The organism is Pseudactinotalea sp. HY160, assembly GCF_009372055.1.
Classification (GTDB): Bacteria; Actinomycetota; Actinomycetes; order Actinomycetales; family Beutenbergiaceae; genus HY158.
This window is the reverse complement of sequence record NZ_WHMT01000010.1, coordinates 79959-97146: the sequence shown is the minus strand read 5'-3', so window position 1 is coordinate 97146 and position 17188 is coordinate 79959. Positions and strand designations below refer to the sequence as shown.

General features: G+C 72.0%; 9 protein-coding genes. 5 read left to right on the top strand and 4 right to left on the bottom strand.

What is annotated here, in order from left to right; translation table 11 throughout:
* The first annotated feature begins 1 nt into the window (after position 1).
* The 3 genes from pbp4b to GCG21_RS10855 all read left to right on the top strand — a co-directional run bounded on the left by pbp4b (position 2) and on the right by GCG21_RS10855 (position 6111).
* Positions 2-2737 (top strand): penicillin binding protein PBP4B, encoded by a 2736-nt coding sequence (gene pbp4b / locus GCG21_RS10865; protein ID WP_152909702.1) that lies wholly within the window; start codon positions 2-4, stop codon positions 2735-2737.
* Between the two features lie 17 nt (positions 2738-2754).
* Entirely contained in the window at positions 2755-4050 is a 1296-nt protein-coding gene (locus GCG21_RS10860) for an isochorismate synthase MenF (protein ID WP_152909701.1), read from the top strand.
* Between the two features lie 291 nt (positions 4051-4341).
* Positions 4342-6111 (top strand): BCCT family transporter, encoded by a 1770-nt coding sequence (locus tag GCG21_RS10855; RefSeq protein WP_152909736.1) that lies wholly within the window; start codon positions 4342-4344, stop codon positions 6109-6111.
* A gap of 57 nt (positions 6112-6168) precedes the next feature.
* On the opposite strand, the gene GCG21_RS16750 is transcribed toward GCG21_RS10855, so the two are convergent.
* From GCG21_RS16750 to GCG21_RS10840, 3 genes are all read right to left on the bottom strand, one after another.
* On the bottom strand, positions 6169-7854 hold the full coding sequence (locus GCG21_RS16750; RefSeq protein ID WP_227993646.1) for a S1C family serine protease: 1686 nt from the start codon (positions 7852-7854) through the stop codon (positions 6169-6171).
* A gap of 91 nt (positions 7855-7945) precedes the next feature.
* The gene (gene menD / locus GCG21_RS10845; RefSeq protein WP_152909700.1) at positions 7946-9529 is read right to left on the bottom strand and encodes a 2-succinyl-5-enolpyruvyl-6-hydroxy-3-cyclohexene-1-carboxylic-acid synthase; all 1584 of its coding nucleotides are present in this window, start codon (positions 9527-9529) and stop codon (positions 7946-7948) included.
* Positions 9526-10500: an o-succinylbenzoate synthase gene (locus GCG21_RS10840; protein ID WP_370517456.1), complete on the bottom strand. Its 975-nt coding sequence runs from the start codon at positions 10498-10500 to the stop codon at positions 9526-9528. The genes menD and GCG21_RS10840 overlap by 4 nt, the downstream gene beginning before the upstream one ends.
* Positions 10501-10574: 74 nt before the next feature.
* On the opposite strand from GCG21_RS10840, the gene GCG21_RS10835 reads away from it, so the two are divergent.
* On the top strand, positions 10575-11525 hold the full coding sequence (locus GCG21_RS10835; RefSeq protein ID WP_153878812.1) for a 1,4-dihydroxy-2-naphthoyl-CoA synthase: 951 nt from the start codon (positions 10575-10577) through the stop codon (positions 11523-11525).
* 82 nt (positions 11526-11607) lie between these two features.
* On the opposite strand, the gene GCG21_RS10830 is transcribed toward GCG21_RS10835, so the two are convergent.
* Positions 11608-12672, bottom strand: coding sequence for a DUF3048 domain-containing protein (locus tag GCG21_RS10830; RefSeq protein ID WP_152909699.1), 1065 nt, complete (start codon positions 12670-12672; stop codon positions 11608-11610).
* Between the two features lie 251 nt (positions 12673-12923).
* Between GCG21_RS10830 and GCG21_RS10825 the strand changes: the two genes are divergently transcribed.
* A complete protein-coding gene (locus GCG21_RS10825; RefSeq protein WP_152909698.1) occupies positions 12924-17138 on the top strand; it encodes a discoidin domain-containing protein in 4215 nt (1404 codons plus the stop codon).
* Positions 17139-17188 lie beyond the last annotated feature (50 nt).

Below are 17188 nucleotides of genomic sequence, written 5' to 3'. Positions count from 1 at the left end.
GATGTTCAGATCGAGAGGCACGGCGATCGCCGCCGTCGCCGGCCTGGGGGTGTCCCTGCTCATCGCGGCCCCCGCCGGCGCCGCGGAGACCACCACCCTGACCGTGCACTACTACTCCGCGACCGGCAGCGACGGCGACCTCGAGGCGCTCACCCTCGGTGGCGCCGCCCCGACCGCCATGTCCACCGACGAGGACTCCTTCGGCACCGTGGCGGAGTTCGCCTTCGCCGGCGAGCACGACCGCCTCGGCGTGCGCGCGAGTGGCGATAGCCGATTCCCCGAGGACCTGCGTTACGTCGAGGCGACCGACGGCGCCGCCGAGGTCTGGCTGATCGACGGCGACGCCCGCGCCTACGGGGCCCCGCAGACGCTGGACGCCGACGACGTGACCACGAGCGACCGGAAGGCGTTCATCGCGGTCGAGGATCTGACCGACGTCCTCGACCTCACCTACTCCTACGGCAGGAACGGCTACGTCTTCGACGGCGCCCCCGCGGACACGCTCGACATCCTCACGATCTTCCGCAACCGCGACTACTACGAGATCGCGGTCGACACGAACCGGATCGGCCAGAACGTCACCGGCAACATGATCAGCTACTGGCTCTCCGAGGACTACGTGTTCTCCGACATCGACGGCTACTCCGAGGGCGGCGAGTACTACCTCTCCTTCGGCGCCATCGAATGGCTGTTCCAGGTGCGCACGCTCATCCACTCCGGCGACGCCCTCGTGCTCACGCCGCAGTTCGTCGCCCACGACGAGCTCACCACGGCCGACCCCGCCGCGGTGGGCTTCGATCCGGTCGAGCTCGCCTCCCTGGACGACTGGATCCAGGACCAGGTCGACGCGGGCGGCCCGGCGGTGGGCGTCGTCGTCACGAAGGACGGCAAGGTGGTCAAGAACGACGCCTACGGCTACGCGCTGCGCTACTCGACCGGCGTGGACGAGGCGGGAGACCTCACGCCGGCGGAGCTCCTGCCCGAATCCGAATGGGAGCCGGCCACGACCGACACCCTGTTCGACCTCGCGTCGAACTCGAAGATGTACGCCACGAACTACGCGATCCAGCGACTCGTGAGTGAGGGCCGGCTCGACCTGGACGCCACCGTTGCGTCCTTCCCGGGCTGGGAGGACTTCACCGACGCCAACTCCGACTACACGGGCAAGTGGACCGTCGGCGGCGCGGGCGGGATCACGGCGGTGCACACCGGCAAGGAGACCGTGACGGTCCGTGACCTCCTCCATCACGAGGGCGGCCTCATCCCCGATCCCGAGTATCCGAACCGGGCCTCCGCCGGGGACCTGTGGTACCAGACCGACGATCCGGACGACCGGGCCGGGATCATCGACGCGATCAGCCGCACCCCGCTCATGTACGCGCCTCGGACGCGGTTCGCCTATAGCGACGTGGACTTCATGATCCTCGGGCTGCTCGTGGAGCAGATCACCGGCGAACGCCTGGACGTCTATCTGGAGAACGAGTTCTACGGGCCGCTCGGGCTCGAGGCCACGACGTTCCGGCCGCTCGCCTCCGGCTTCGCCCCCGAGGAGGTCGCGGCGACCGAGCTCAACGGGAACACCCGCGACGGGAACGTCTCCTTCGGCACGCTCCCGAACGGCGACCCCGTGCCGATGCGCCACTACACGCTCCAGGGCGAGGTGCACGACGAGAAGGCCTTCTACTCCATGGCCGGTGTCGCCGGGCATGCCGGCCTGTTCTCCACCACCGGCGATATGGCGGTGCTCACCCAGCTCATGCTCAACCGCGGCAGCTACGGCGGTGAGCAGTACTTCGACGCCGACGTGGCCGACGAGTTCACCACGCCGCACGCGGTCGGCGGCGGCAACGCGGACTCCTCGACGATCGCGCTCGGGTGGCGGGTGCACTCGAAGAACGCCGCCGCGTACTACTACTTCAACTGGGGCCCCTCGCGCGAGACCTACGGCCACCAGGGCTGGACGGGCACGCTCACGATCATCGACCCGCTGCACCAGCTGACGATCACGATCCTGACGAACATGCGCCACTCGCCGGTGACGAGCCCCCCGAACGGCTTCGCCGGGGCGAATTACGCCGTGGCGGATCTCGTGCCGATCTCGGCGCGCGTGTACCGGGCGCTCACGGGCGAGAGCGTGCAGTTCACCCCGGCGGCATCGGTCGCCGCGGTGGACGACGTGACGGTCGCGCACGGCACCTCCCTCGAGGACGCGATCGGAGCGCTCGCCTCCTCGACGACGCTCACCGACGCCGACGGCGGCGAGTGGGACGTGGCCCTGAGCTGGGAGCTTCCGGGCTACGACGGCCGCAGCGCCGGCGACTACGAGGCGATCGGCACGTTCGACCTGCCGGACGGCATCACCCCCGGCGAGCCCGCGATCTCGACCGAGGTGCGCGCGACGGTCACCGTGGCCGACGAGCCGACCGCCCCGACGGACAAGCCCACCGACCCGACCGACGAGCCCACCGACGGCGCGCAGGACGCGGACGGGACGAGCGATGCCGGTGGCACGGATGCCGCTGCCGGCACGGACGGCACCGACGCCACGGGCGGAACCGGATCCGCCGACAGCACCGGATCCGCCGACGGAACGATCCCGCCGACCGGCGGAGCGAGCGAGCCCCTGCCCTCGACGGGCGCGAGTGCCGGGGCCGCCGCGCTCCTGGCGACGCTCGTCGCGGCCGCCGGGGTCGCCGTCCTCCTCGGACGTCGCCACCGGGTGATCACCCGCCGGTGAGCATTAGGCTGGGGGCGATGTCTGCTCCCTCCGCGGCACCCCTCGCCCCCAGCCCCGCCTACCTCGCCCGCACGGTCCCGATCGACGACCCGGGCGACCTGCTGAGGTACCTGCCGGCCCCCACCCCCGGGGCCGCGCTCAGCTGGATCCGGGGCGGTGAGGGGCTCGTCGCCTGGGGCGAGATCGCCCGGTTCCGCACGACCGGGCCGGCCCGGTTCGACGATGCCGACGACCACTGGAGCGAGTTCATGTCGCGCTGCGTCGTCCGCGACGAGGTGGGCCTGCCCGGCACCGGGCCGCTCGCCTTCGGCTCCTTCGCGTTCTCCGCGGACTCCCCCGCGGGCGGGGTGCTCATCGTGCCCGAGGTGATCCTCGGGCGTCGGGACGGCGCAGCGTGGCTCACCGTCGTCACTCCCGGATCGCTCGGGCCGCTTCCCGATCTTCCGGCTCACCTCGAGAGCGTGGCACCGCTCACGGAGGCGACCACGGCCGCCTTCGCCGCCGGCGCCCGGGACGAGGCCGCCTGGCTCGCCGAGGTCGGGCAGGTCATCTCCGCGATCCGCTCGGGCGAGGTGGCCAAGGTGGTCGTCGCGCGTGATCTCATCGCCACGACGACCGCCCCGATCGACGTGCGCCGCACGCTCGGCCACCTGGCGAGCGCGTACGCGACGAGCTGGACCTTCGCGGTCGACGGGCTCATCGGGGCGACCCCCGAACTGCTGCTGCGGCGGGAGCGGGGACTGCTCGCCTCCCGGGTCCTGGCGGGCACGATCCGGCGCACGGGCGACGCGGACGTCGACGCCACGCACGCGGCCGCCCTCGCGCACTCGTCGAAGGACCTCGAGGAGCACGAGTACGCGGTCGACTCCCTGCTCGAATCGCTCCGGGACCACGTGGCCACGACGAGCTGCCCCGAGGTGCCGTTCATCCTGCAGCTGCCGAACGTCATGCACCTGGCGACCGACGTCACGGCCGTACCGGACGCCGACTCGACCGAGGTGTCCTCGCTCGCGTTCGCTGCGCTGCTCCATCCGACGGCGGCGGTGTGCGGCACCCCCACCGCCGAGGCCGCGCGGGTGCTGGCCGCCCACGAGGGAATGGACCGGGACCGCTACGCCGGGCCGGTCGGCTGGATGGGCGGCGACGGCGACGGCGAATGGGCCATCGCGCTGCGGACCGCCCGGGCCGTCACGGATCGGACGTGGCAGCTCTTCGCCGGCTGCGGGATCATGGCGGCCTCGGATCCCGCCGCCGAGTGGGCCGAGTCCGAGGCGAAGCTCGCCCCGATGCGCGAGGCGATCACGGCGTCCTGACGCGCCGCCCGGGCCGCCTTCGGGTGGCAGCGCACGTCACGGCCCTGCACGCCCCGGCACGCCCCGGCACGCCCCGGCACGCCCCGGCACGACCCTGCACGACACAGGGCCGGTTGCCAGAACACCCCGAACCCGTCAGCCTGGGGAGCGATCGAACATCGACGGATACGGAACCCACCAGTGCGCGCAACAACGACGAACGAAGCGACCGAACTCGAGAACCCGCCACCGACCGGCACCGGAGCCGCAGCGGCGAACGGCCTGCCGAGCACGGTGCACCTCCCGCGCCGGATGTGGATCGGCGACGGGGACTCGGACGACGAGATCAGCACCAAGCTGCGCCGACACGGGATGCGGATCGGCCGCGGGATGATCGCTCCACGGGTCTTCTGGCCCGCCCTGGTCATCATCCTCGCCGTGGTCGCGTTCGCAGTCATCGCCCCGGACGCGACGGACAGCGTGTTCAAGGGCATGAACGGCTGGATCGTCACGAACCTCGGCTGGTACTACATGCTCGTGGTCGGGATCTTCGTGGCGGTCGCGATCGGCCTCGGGGTCTCCCGGTTCGGGCGGATCCGGCTGGGCAAGGACGACGAGAAGCCGGAGTTCGGTCTCCTGTCGTGGTTCGCGATGCTGTTCGCGGCCGGCATGGGCATCGGGCTCGTGTTCTACTCCGTGGGAGAGCCGCTCACGTACGCCACGACCGACCCGAAGCCGGGCTGGGACGGCAGCGGTGCGGACCTCGCCGGACCGGCCATGGCGCAGACGTTCCTGCACTGGGGGCTCCACCCCTGGGCCATCTACGCCGTGGTCGGCCTCGCACTCGCCTACGCGATCCACCGGCGAGGACGCCCCGTCTCCATCCGCTGGGCGCTCGAACCGATCCTCGGCAGGTGGGTGCGCAGCTGGGTGGGAGACCTCGTCGACGTGCTCGCGATCGTGGGCACGCTGTTCGGCATCGCCACCTCGCTCGGGCTCGGGGTCAAGCAGATCTCGGTCGGGCTGGCATCGATGGGCATCGTCGAGACCGGTGACAACCTGCTCCTCATCGTGCTCATCATCGTCATCACCTTCCTCGCCACCCTGTCCGTGGTCAGCGGTGTCGGCGCCGGGATCAAATGGCTCTCCAACATCAACCTCTCGCTCGCCGGCCTCCTGCTCATCGCGGTGTTGCTGCTCGGCCCGACCGTCTTCCTCTTCCAGAATCTGGTCGAGGCCCTGGGCATCTACCTGGGCGACCTGTTCCAGATGACGTTCGACGTCGGGGCCTATCAGCGCGGTGAGGGCGCGGCCGACTGGTTCTCGAACTGGACGGTCTTCTACTGGGGCTGGTGGATCTCCTGGTCGCCGTTCGTGGGCGTGTTCATCGCCCGCATCTCCCGGGGCCGGACGATCCGCCAGTTCGTGGCCGGTGTGCTGCTCGTGCCGACCATCGTCGGGTTCCTGTGGTTCTCCGTGCTCGGCGGTACCGGCCTGTTCGAGGAGCTCTTCGGGGGCGCCGACATCGTCGCGAACAACCTGAGCGAGGACGGCTCGCTCATCGTGGAGAGCGCGATCTTCGATGCCCTGGGCCGGCTGCCGCTGGGCTCGGCGTTCTCGTTCCTGGCCATCCTGCTCGTGGCGATCTTCTTCATCACGTCCTCCGACTCGGGCTCCCTCGTGGTGGACATGCTCGCCTCCGGGGGGCACCCGAATCCGCCCATCTGGTCGCGGGTCCTGTGGGCCACGCTCGAGGGCCTCGTGGCGGCCGCCCTGCTCCTGGCCGGCGGGCTCGGCGCCCTGCAGGCCGCGGCCCTGGCCACCGCACTGCCGTTCAGCATCGTGCTGCTCGCGATGTGCTGGGCGAACGTCAAGGCGCTCCGACTCGATTCCCAGGTGATCGAACGTGATCGGCTCGAGGAGCGGCTCAACCGGGTGACCGATCACATCGCCGACGTCGTCACCGAGGACTTCTCGAAGTACCCGCAGCTGGAGTCCTACGTCGACGACCGGATCGACTACCGGCTCTCCCGCACCCGGACGGCGTTCGGATCCCGCCCCACGCCCCCGGCGAAGGACTGATACTCGGTGCGAATCCACCCGGGTGGCACCTCGGTCGGGTGCCACCCGGGTGGGGCCTCAGTTCGATTCCACCCGGGTGGTCAGGGTGGCCTCGACGGTCAGCTCCTGGCCGGAGCGGATGATCGTCAGCTTGACCTTGTCGCCGGACTTGTACTGGCGCACGTAGCCGGTGAGGGACTCGGCGCTGGCGACCGAGTGGCCGTCGATCCCGACGATCACGTCGCCCTCCTGGATGCCGGCCTGCTCGGCCGGCGTTCCGGGCTGGACCTGGAGCACCTGGGCGCCGGTGCGGGTGACGCCCCCGGCGGTGGCGGTCGCATCCTTCATCGAGACACCGAGGAAGGCGTGCTGGGCGACACCGTTCTCGATGAGCTGCTCGGCGATGTTCTTGACCAGGTCGACCGGGATCGCGAAGCCGAGGCCGATGTTGCCCGAACTCTGGCTCGTCGTGGCGATCGAGGAGTTGATGCCCACGACCAGGCCGGCCGAGTTGAACAGCGGCCCGCCCGAGTTGCCGGGGTTGATCGCGGCGTCCACCTGGATCGCGTTCGTGATCGTCGGCTGACCGCCCTGCCGGTCGCTGGCGCTCACGGGCCGGTCGAGGGCGGAGATGATCCCGGTGGTGACGGTGGAGTCAAGGCCGAGCGGGTTCCCCACGGCCATGACCGGTTGACCGACCGTGAGATCCGCGGACGTGCCCAGGGTGGCGGCGACAAGGTTGTCGGGAATCGAGTCGAGCTTGATCACGGCGAGGTCGGTCGTGGGGTCGGTGCCGACGACCGTGGCCGGAATGATCTGTCCGTCCGCCATCGTGACCTGCAGCTTCCGGGCGCCGGCGACCACGTGGTTATTGGTCACGATGTGGCCGGAGCCGTCGATCACCACGCCCGAGCCGAGCGCCTCCCCCGAGTTCGTGAGCACCTGGATGGCGACGACGGCGGGGGCCACCTTGGCGGCGACCTCGGCCCAGGCCGGATCGCCGGTCGCGGGCTGACTGGTCTGCGTGGTCTGGGTGATCCCGACGGCGGTGGCCTGATCGGAGTTCATGACGGCGGCCGTGCCCCCCGTGGCGAGCGCCGCGGCCAGGACGGCCGCCGTGCTCACGGCGAGCCACACCCGTGGTCGCTTCTGCTCCCGCACGGGGCGGGCCGGCGCGACCGGGAAGCCCGGGTAGCCGCCGGCCGCCGGCTGCTGATCCGGCCGCCCGTATTCCTGGAACCCTCCCTGCCGGCGGTATTGGCCCTCGTGGTCAGAGTGGCCCTGTTGACCCTGGTGACCCTGGTGGCCCTGGTGGCCCTGTTGGCCCTGTTGGCCCTGCTGACCCTGTTGGCCGTATTGGCTCTGTTGGCTCAGCTGGTTCTGCTGGTCGTACGGGCCCCGCTGCTGATACTGGTAGCCGGCGTAGGCGCCCTGCGCAGCAGCGCCCGGCTGCACGGGCTGCTGGGCACCCGGCTGCTGCGGTGGCAGATAGGGCTGGTGCGGCCGATAGGCCGGCGGGGCCTCGTGGGCCGGCGGGTTCTCGTGGGCCGGGGCGTCGGGCCGCCCCCCGGTCTCCCGGCTCGAATGTGACTGGTCCGCGTCCGGCCGGCTCGGATCGGGGTTGAGGGCCGACTGGTCGACGGCCGGCCCGCTCGGATCCGGCCGGCCCGGTCGGCTCGGGACGCCCCAGCCGTTCGGGGTGGCCCAGGCGGACTGTGGCTGGTCGGAATCGTGGTCGCCGTGTGGTGTGGGGCGTTCGCTCATCGCTACTCCTTGCTCGATGGCTCCATTCCACACCCGCTTCCTGGAGCTGTTCGGAGCCTTTCCTGGGCAGCGTCTGGGAATTGCCTCGACGTCACGTCAGGGGGATCTCCACCACCCTACGTCCGCGGATCTCGTGCGCGAGCTCCCGGTCCAGCTCCGCCATCGAATCGACGCGCCGATAGTCGGCCCCATAGCCGTGGGCGAGCGCCTCCAGGTCGAGCCGCAGCGGGGTCGTGAAGAACCGTCGCAGCACGGGATCGGGCGCGGCCGCGTGTTCGAGCGTGGAGAAGATCGTGCCGCCGCCGTCGTTGAGCACGAGCACCTGCAGGTCCGCCTCGATCTCGTCCGGCCCCAGCGCCAGCCCGCCGGCATCGTGCGCGAAGCTCAGGTCGCCGAGCACGACCCGCACGGGGCGATCCAGGCCGAGCGCGAGCCCCGTCGCCGTCGAGATCGTGCCGTCGATGCCCGCGAGGCCGCGGTTCGCGTGAACGCCGGAGTCGGTGTACTCCTCCCCCGCCGGGGCGTGCACGTCGGCATGGCGGATCGTCATCGAGGCGCCGAGCATCGTGGTGGGCGCGCCCGGGCGCAGGCAGCGGTCGAGCACCGCCGCCCCGGTGGGCCGATCGCCGAGCAGATCTCCGGGCCGATCACCGGGCCGGCCCGCCCGCCGGGCGCGGTCGGCGGCCGCGCGCCACGCGCCGAGCCAGGCCCGCGTGGCCTCATCCGGCGGGTCGGCCGTCACGGCGGGCGTGACGACGCTCGCGCTGCCCGAGGTGTCCGGCCATCCGGGCCGCGACGCGACGACCACGACCTCGACCCCGGTGCGGGCAAGCAGCGCCGAGACCGGCCGGCTGAGCGTCGGCCGCCCGAACACGACGACCCGGTCGATCCGATCGCCCAGCTCGCCGGTGAGCACGGGCCGGTACTGCAGCGCCGTGGCCCCGGCGCGCGCACCCGAGGAGGGTTCGGCCAGCAGCGGGAGGCCGGCCCCCTCGGCGAAGTGGGCGGCGGCGATTCCGGCGCCGTCGCCGGCGAGCACGACGGTCCGCGGACCGCGCCGGAGGTGGTGGCCGCCCGACGGCTCGCCGCCGCGGCCCGTGACCTCGATGGCGGGTGCCGGGGCCGGGCCGGGAATCCAGGAATCCCCGGGCACGAGGGGGTCGCGGAGGGCGACGTTCAGGTGCACCGGCCCACCCGGTGCGCCGACGCCCCGGGCGCATGCCACGGCCCGCACCACCTGCTGGGCGAGCGCACGGCCGCCGAGGCCCGCGGGCAGATCGACGTCGAGTCGGGTGAGCGGGGCGAACATGCCCGGCTGCACGGTCGTCTGGTTCGCGCCGACCCCGCGCAGTTCCGCCGGCCGGTCCGCGGTGACCGCGAGCAGCGGGAGATGGGAGTGGGCGGCCTCGGCGATCGCGGGGTGCAGATTCGCCACCGCGGTCCCCGAGGTCGTGACCACGGCCGCCGGCCGCACCCGTGCCAGGCCGAGCGCGGTGAAGCCCGCGACCCGTTCGTCCACGCGCACGTGCACGGTGAGCCAGCCCGCCTCGGCCGCGGCGGCGAGGGCGTAGGCGAACGGGGCGCTGCGCGAACCGGGCGCGAGCACGACGTCGCGCACCCCGCTGCCCACAAGCGTGGCCACGATCTGCCGGGCGGAGTCCGTCGCCCCGGTCATGCGTGCCGCCCCGTCCGCTCGGCGCGCCGTCGCCAGCGCTCCGCGAGGTCCGCTCCGGCCGCCGGGAAGCGCCGTTCCGAATCCCCGCCGAGCCCCGCCAGCAGGTCGGGTTCGACCGGGCGCACGGGCAGATGGCCGGAGACCGGCACGAGCGGGTCGGCGGTCACGTCGGCGGTGAACAGGTTGACGGTCGCGAGCCCGCAGGCATACGGCAGTTCCGGCAGGGCCGCCGCGAGCGCCACCCCGGCGGCGATCCCGACGGAGGATTCGAGCGCGGAGGAGACGACGACCGGCAGCCCGATCCGCTCGGCGATCTCGAGACAGGCCCGCACCCCGCCGAGCGGCGCGACCTTGAGCACCACGACGTCCGCGGCCTCGAGGCGGGCGACCTCGTATGGATCCTCGGCCCGGCGGATCGACTCGTCCGCGGCGATCGGCACGTCGACGCGGCGCCGCAGCCGCGCCAGCTCGGCCACGTCGGCGCACGGCTGCTCGGCGTACTCGAGCCCGCCCGCGGCCCGGTCGAGGAGCCGCAGCCGGGTGCTCGCCGTGTCCACGTCCCAGGCGCCGTTGGCATCGATGCGGATCCGGCCCCGCGGCCCGAGCGCGTCGCGGACGGCCTCGAGCCGGGCCTGCTCGTCGGCCACGTCCTGCCCGGGCTCGGCCACCTTGACCTTCGCGGTCGTGCATCCGCCGCTCGCCCCGACGAGGCGAGCGACGTCGTCCGCACGCACGGCGGGGATGGTGACGTTCACGGGAACGCGCGCGCGCACGGGCGCGGGCCAACCGAGCCGGGCCGCCTCGCGGGCGGCGCGCAGCCAGGGCGCGCTCGTGGCGTCGTCGTAGTCCCAGAACGGGGAGAACTCGCCCCAGCCGGCGTCGCCGCGCAGGAGCAGTCCGTCGCGGGTGTCGAGGCCGCGGAATCGCGTGCGCAGGCGGACGGAGTAGGCCGTGGGGGCGGTGGGCTGCACGGCCTCACTCTATGCGGATCGGACGACGGGCCCGGGGCGGAAGGCCGGCCGGCGGTTCGGCCTAGAGTTGGGGGGTGAGCCAGTTGCCAGCACAGGTCTCGGACCTCTTCGACCCCGCGCGGTGGCGCGACATCCCCGGATTCGACTTCACCGACCTCACCTACCACCGCGGCGTCGAGCGCTCGGGCGGCGCCACGGGTGCCGAGCGCGACCTGCCGGTCGTGCGGATCGCGCTCGACCGGCCCGAGGTGCGCAACGCGTTCCGCCCGCACACGGTCGACGAGCTGTACCGGGCGCTCGACCACGCACGGATGAGCCCGGACGTCGCGGCCGTGCTCCTCACCGGCAACGGCCCGAGCCCCAAGGACGGCGGGTGGGCGTTCTGTTCCGGCGGCGACCAGCGGATCCGGGGGCGCTCCGGGTACCAGTACGCGGAGGGCTCGACCGCGCAGACGGTCGATCCGGCGCGGGCGGGGCGGCTGCACATCCTCGAGGTGCAGCGGCTCATGCGCACGATGCCCAAGCCGGTCATCGCGGTCGTGCCGGGCTGGGCCGCGGGCGGCGGGCACAGCCTGCACGTCGTGGCGGACCTGACGATCGCCTCGATCGAACACGCGAGGTTCATGCAGACGGACGCGAACGTCGGCTCCTTCGACGCCGGCTACGGCTCGGGCCTGCTCGCCCGCCAGGTCGGCGACAAGCGCGCCCGGGAGATCTTCTTCCTCGCCCGCGAATACTCGGCGGAGCAGGCCGAGCGCTGGGGGGCGATCAACGAGGCGGTGCCGCACGCGGAGCTGGAGAACGTCGCGCTCGAGTACGCGCGGATCATCGCCACGAAGTCCCCCCAGGCGATCCGGATGCTCAAGTTCGCGTTCAACCTCGTGGACGACGGGCTCGCGGGCCAGCAGGTCTTCGCCGGGGAGGCGACCCGGCTGGCCTATATGACCGACGAGGCCGTCGAGGGCAGGGACGCGTTCCTGCAGCGCCGCGATCCCGACTGGTCGGGCTTCCCGCGGTACTTCTGAGACTTCTGAAGACTCCTGAGGACTTCTGAGGACTCCTGAGCCGGCGCGCTCGCGCAGGTCGCCGGAGGTCGAGGGCGGTCCGCTATGAGACGGCGATGGTGCCGCGCATGACCGGCACGAGTTCGACCCACGTGTTTCCGGGCGTCAGCTCGATCACCTCTCCGCCCGCATCGGTCAGCTCGATCACGTCGGTGGCGTCGCCCTTGGACCAGGTGCCGTCGATCGCGTGACCGTCGCTCAGCACGATCGCCTCCCCGGTGCCGGTGAGGATCGTCTCGGGCACGGGTGCGCCGGCCGCGTCCCGGTTGCCCGTGTCGCGGATCGTGACCGTGAGCACGACGACGTTCGCCGCCGTGATCTGGTCGCCGCCGTCCGTGGCGGGCGAGCCGGACTCGTACCGGCGCCAGCCACCGTCGCCCCACCGCCAGGACGGGCTCGAGGCGGGGAAGGTCGTGGCGACCGCGCTCGCTTCCCGTCCATCGGTCGCGGCGGAGGATTCGGCCGCGGAGTCGGCGTAGGCGAATTGCGCCGGGGGCGGGGCCGCGTCGCCGGCCCGTGCAAGGAAGGTCCGGGGATCGCCGAAAAGGGTGTGGTCGCCGCGGCGCTGCGGATTGCGGTAGAAGCCGGACCCGCCCCCGTCGTCGGACACGAGCACGAGCCCGGCCGCGCGGGCCTTCTGCTGGTAGGCGAGCTGGCCGCCGGAGTAGGCGAGCACGCCGCCGACCGGTCCGGCGATGGCGGCATCCATCGGCCGGATCGAGCGGATGGGGCCGACGTCCTCGGGGAGATCCGAGTGGTAGGTGGCCACGAAGCGGGTCATGCCGCCCTCGACGAGTTCCTCCCACACGATGTCCGCGCGCTGCAGCCCCACCTGCGGCCGCGAGGCCGCAGAGTTCTCGATCTTCACGGAGACGGCGGCGCGCTCCAGGTCGTCGCCGGCATCCGGCGCCGGCTCCCCCGTGAGCGGCCAGCGGACCTGCTGGGCGGGGTCCGGCGGGACGGTCTTGTCGGCGCTCACAGTGGGAGCGACGGTCACCCACTCGGTCGGGGCGGGCTTCGGCGCGCAGCCGACGAGCAGGACGGCCGCGAGGCCCAACACCCCCACGCTGCCGAGGCGAGCGGGGGCGAGGTGGCGGAATCGGCGCATGGCCTCATCGTAGGGCGCACGCCGGGAATTCGACCCCGCCTCGCGCGCGGGGATCGTCGGCCGGACGCCTCCACTCGACGGGTACGGATCACGCATGGATCAGGCACGGAGCAGGCATGGAGCAGGCACGGGCCGACACGGACCGGCACGGCGCAAACTCGCCACTTTTCGAGCACTTCTGAGCGGTCTAGGTGACTTGCGCTCACGGTCGTGCTATTTTCGAGCAACTTGTCACTCGACGAAGGTGTCTGATGTTTACCCGTCAACGTTGCTCTCTCCTCGGTGTGGGCGCCGCGGCCACCGCGCTCGCGCTCCTCGTTCCGGTCGCCGCGACCGCCCAGCCGGTTCCCCCGACCATCCCGCAGGCCCCTGCGGCCGCGGCGGACGACCCCGGCCTGCTCGACGCCGGCGACCTCGCCTATCCGGGCACGACGCCCGGCCCGGCGACGGCGCAGCTCGACGGCGACACGCTCACGTTCGCCAACGCCGTCCTCACGGCCACGTTCATGGGCGCGAACGGCGGCGCGCTGACGCTCGGCGGCCTGGCCGGGGCGTCCGGCGACCTCGGCGTCACCGGCGGCGCCCTGTTCCGACTCTCGGTCGACGGCGGGCCGGAGCTCACCCCCGAGACCATGACCGTGACCTCCCCGCCGGCGATCACCTCGGTGGCCGGCGACGCGGATGCGGCACGCATGTCGGATCAGGAGGACGGGGAGCGCGCCTCCGTCACCTACGCCTACACATCGGACGGCTACGACCTCGAGGTGGTCTGGCAGGCGGAGCTGCGCGACGACGCGAACAACCTCCAGCAGAACGTCACCGTCACGAACAACGGCGCTGCCGCCGTGAGCATCTCGCGGCTGCAGTTGCAGGAGCTCACCGCCGCGGGCGCACGGATCGTCGGCGACAGCGCCGGCAGTCCGGTCGCGATCGGTCCGGAGGGCGCCGAGGTGGCGTTCGCCGGTGTCGAGAATCCCATGGCCGAGACGACGGTCGACGGGAACTCGATCACCTCGTGGGTGGACCGTGAGGGCGATCTCGCCGCGGCCTCGACGTGGCAGTACTCGAGTTCGATCGGTGTGACCCCGCCGGGCCAGCTGCGCCGAGCCTTCACCTATTACGTCGAGCGCGACCGGGCACACGCCCGCCGGACCTTCCTGCATTACCAGAGCTGGTTCGACCTCAAGCCCCCGGGGCTGATCATCGATTCGAGCGAGCTGAACGAGGCGATCGACCTCTTCGGCACCGAACTGACCGACCGGGGCGCCACGATCGACTCGTTCTGGATCGACGACGGCTGGGACTACCTGCGTGCGCCGCAGCAGCCGGACGAGACCGGCCTCGAGGTGTGGGACTTCGACCCCGTGCAGTTCCCCGACGGCTTCGCGCCCCAGAAGGCCGAGGCCGCGACCTACGACGCCTCGCTGTCGGTGTGGATGTCCCCGTTCGGCGGCTACGGCGAGAGCTCGAGCCGCCGCAAGCAGCTCAACAACTCCAAGCCGGCCGGCGAGCGGCTCGACACCCACGGGCCGAACGGCGGCTTCGACCTGGGCGGCGAGCGCTACTACGAGCGGTTCCGCGACGTCGTCTTCGACATGATGGAAAACCAGGGCGTGCAGGGCTTCAAGTTCGACGGCATCGGCGGCGGGCTGTGGCAGCAGCGCCCGAACGCGGCCTACGTCCGCGACTACGAGGCGCTGCTGTCGATGACCGGCGACATGCGCGAACACACGCCGGACGTCTTCATCAACGCGACCGTGGGCACGTGGCGCTCACCGTACTGGCTCTGGTACGTCGACTCGATCTGGCGCGACGGCCACGACGCCCAGCAGGCCGGCGAGGGGGACCCCCGCGAGAAGTACGTGAGCTACCGCGACTCGATCACGTATGAGCACACGGTGACCACGAACCCGCTGTTCCCCGTGACCGCGCTCATGAACCACGGGTTCATCTTCTCCGAGCGCGCCCCGCAGTTCTCCCCCGATCACGACCTGACCAAGGAGTCGGTGCGCACGGGGGTGGCCGCGGACCTGCGCGGGTACTTCGCGATGGGCCTGAGCCTGCAGGAACTGTACGTCCGCAACACGCAGGTGCGCCCGGACCAGCCGGGAGCGGACTGGTTCTGGGACGAGGTCGCCGCGAACGCGCGGTGGTCACGAGAGAACACCGACCTGCTCACCGACGTGCACTGGGTGGGCGGGGACGCGGCCCTCGGCGAGGTCTACGGCACCGCGGCCTGGCAGAACAGCACCGACGGTGAGCGAACCATGATCATGCTGCGCAACCCGAGCGCACGTGCCCAATCCTTCGCGATCGACGTCGGCGACGTGCTCGAACTGCCCGACGGCGCCGCCGGCACCTACAAGTTCACCGCCCGGGACGGCGGATACGACGACTTCGTGGCCACCGCGGGCACCGACTACCACGCGACCCTCGCGCCCTTCCAGGTCGTGCTCCTCGAGGGCACACCGACCGACGAGCCCCCGACCCCCTCGGAGCCGTTGCCGGTCGACGTCGCCCTCGACCGCACCGGCTGGGTGGCCACGACCGACAGCGCCGAGTCCGCGGGCGAGAACGGGGCGGCGCAGCGCGCGATCGACGGCGACGTCTCGACCCTGTGGCACACCGCCTACAACCCCGCGATCGCTCAACTGCCGCACCAGCTGACGATCGACATGGGCGAGGGCAACCTGCACGTGGTCGGCGGGCTCGATCACCTGCCTCGGCAGGACGCGCCGGACGGCAACGGCACGATCAAGGACTACGCGGTCTACACGAGCCTCGACGGCGAGACCTGGACGGAGGTCGCCCGCGGAACGTTCGACCCGCCCGGGGCCCGGGCCCGGGTCGAGCTCACGCCGACGCTCGCCCGCTACGTCCGCCTCGAGGCGCTGACGACGTCGAAGAACGGCAGCTACTCCGCCGACTCCGGCTTCGCGTCGGTGGCCGAGCTCAATCTCTATCCGGCCACGACCCTCGACCGGGCCGAGTGGACCGTGAGCACCGACAGCGAGGAGACCGACGGTGAGGACGGCCGGGCGACGCGGTCGATCGACGGCAACCCCGCGACCTTCTGGCACACCGAGTACAACACCGGCACCACCGAGGACCAGGCGATGCCCCACGAACTCGTGATCGACACCCACTCCGAGAACACTCTGACCGGGTTCGACTACCTCCCGCGCCAAGACGTGAAGGGCGCCAACGGCACGATCGCCGGCTATGAGTTCTACGTCGGTTCCGACGGCGAGACGTGGACGAAGGTCGCCGAAGGCACGTTCGACCCCACGGGCGAACTCGCCTACATCGCGTTCGACCCAGTCGAGGCCCGCTACGCGAAGCTCGTGGCGACCTCCGCGGCGAACGGCACCCGGTTCGCCGGGGCCGCCGAGGTGAACCTCTATGGGGATCCCGTCGAGGCACCCGCGCAGGAGGTGCTCACCGAGATCGCCGGCGTCGAGGGCGTGACGGTGACGTTCGGCACGAGCGAGGCGGCCGCCCTCGCGGCGTTGCCGGCCGCGACGACGATCACGACCAGCCTCGAGGGGGCCACCTCGAACCGCGAGGTCACCCTCGACTGGGCCCTCACCGACTACGACGGCACCCGGCCCGGCGACTACACCGCCACCGCCACCTTCCCCCTCCCCGACGGCGTGATCCAGGGCGACCACCCGATGGTGCTCCAGGTGGGCGCCACCGTCACCGTCGAGGCCGAGGCCCTCCCCACGATCGCGGCGATCACCGCCGTCGAGGACGTGACCGTGGCGTTCGGCACGACCGAGAGCAACGCAACCGCCACCCTCCCGACCACCACCACCATCACCGACAGCGACGGCACCACCCACACCGTCACCCTCGACTGGACCCTCACCGACTACGACGGCACCCAGGCCGGCGACTACACCGCCACCGCCACCTTCCCCCTCCCCGACGGCGTGATCCAGGGTGACCACCCGATGGAGCTCCAGGTGGGCGCCACCGTCACCGTCTCGCCGGAGGACACCGGCGGAGACGACAACGGGACCACCGACACCGGCGCGGACACCGACGGGACCACCGACACCGGTGCAGACACCGACGGGACCACCGACACCGGTGCGGACACCGACGGGACAAGCGACACCGGCGCGGATACCGACGACGGGACCGCCGACACCGGTGGAGCCGACAACGGGACCACCGACACTGGCGGTGATGTCGGCGGCACGGCCGATACGGGCGGTGATGTCGACGGGACCACCGGCGCCGGCGGTGACGATGGGGCGGCCTCGGCGGAGGGTGGCTCGCAGGACCCGGAGGCCTCGGCCGCGGGTACCGGGAGCGATGTAGGAACCGATGCCGGCGACGGCGAGGGTGCCGTGCCGCTGCCCGACACGGGTGCGAACGTGCTCGCCGTCGCCGTCACCGCGCTGCTCCTGCTCGCGGCCGGCGCGGTATTCGTCCGGCGGCGAGGTACTCGCGGCTGACCGATGGTCGGCCGGTGGCCGGTGGCCGGCCTCCTCGTGGGTGCCGGCCC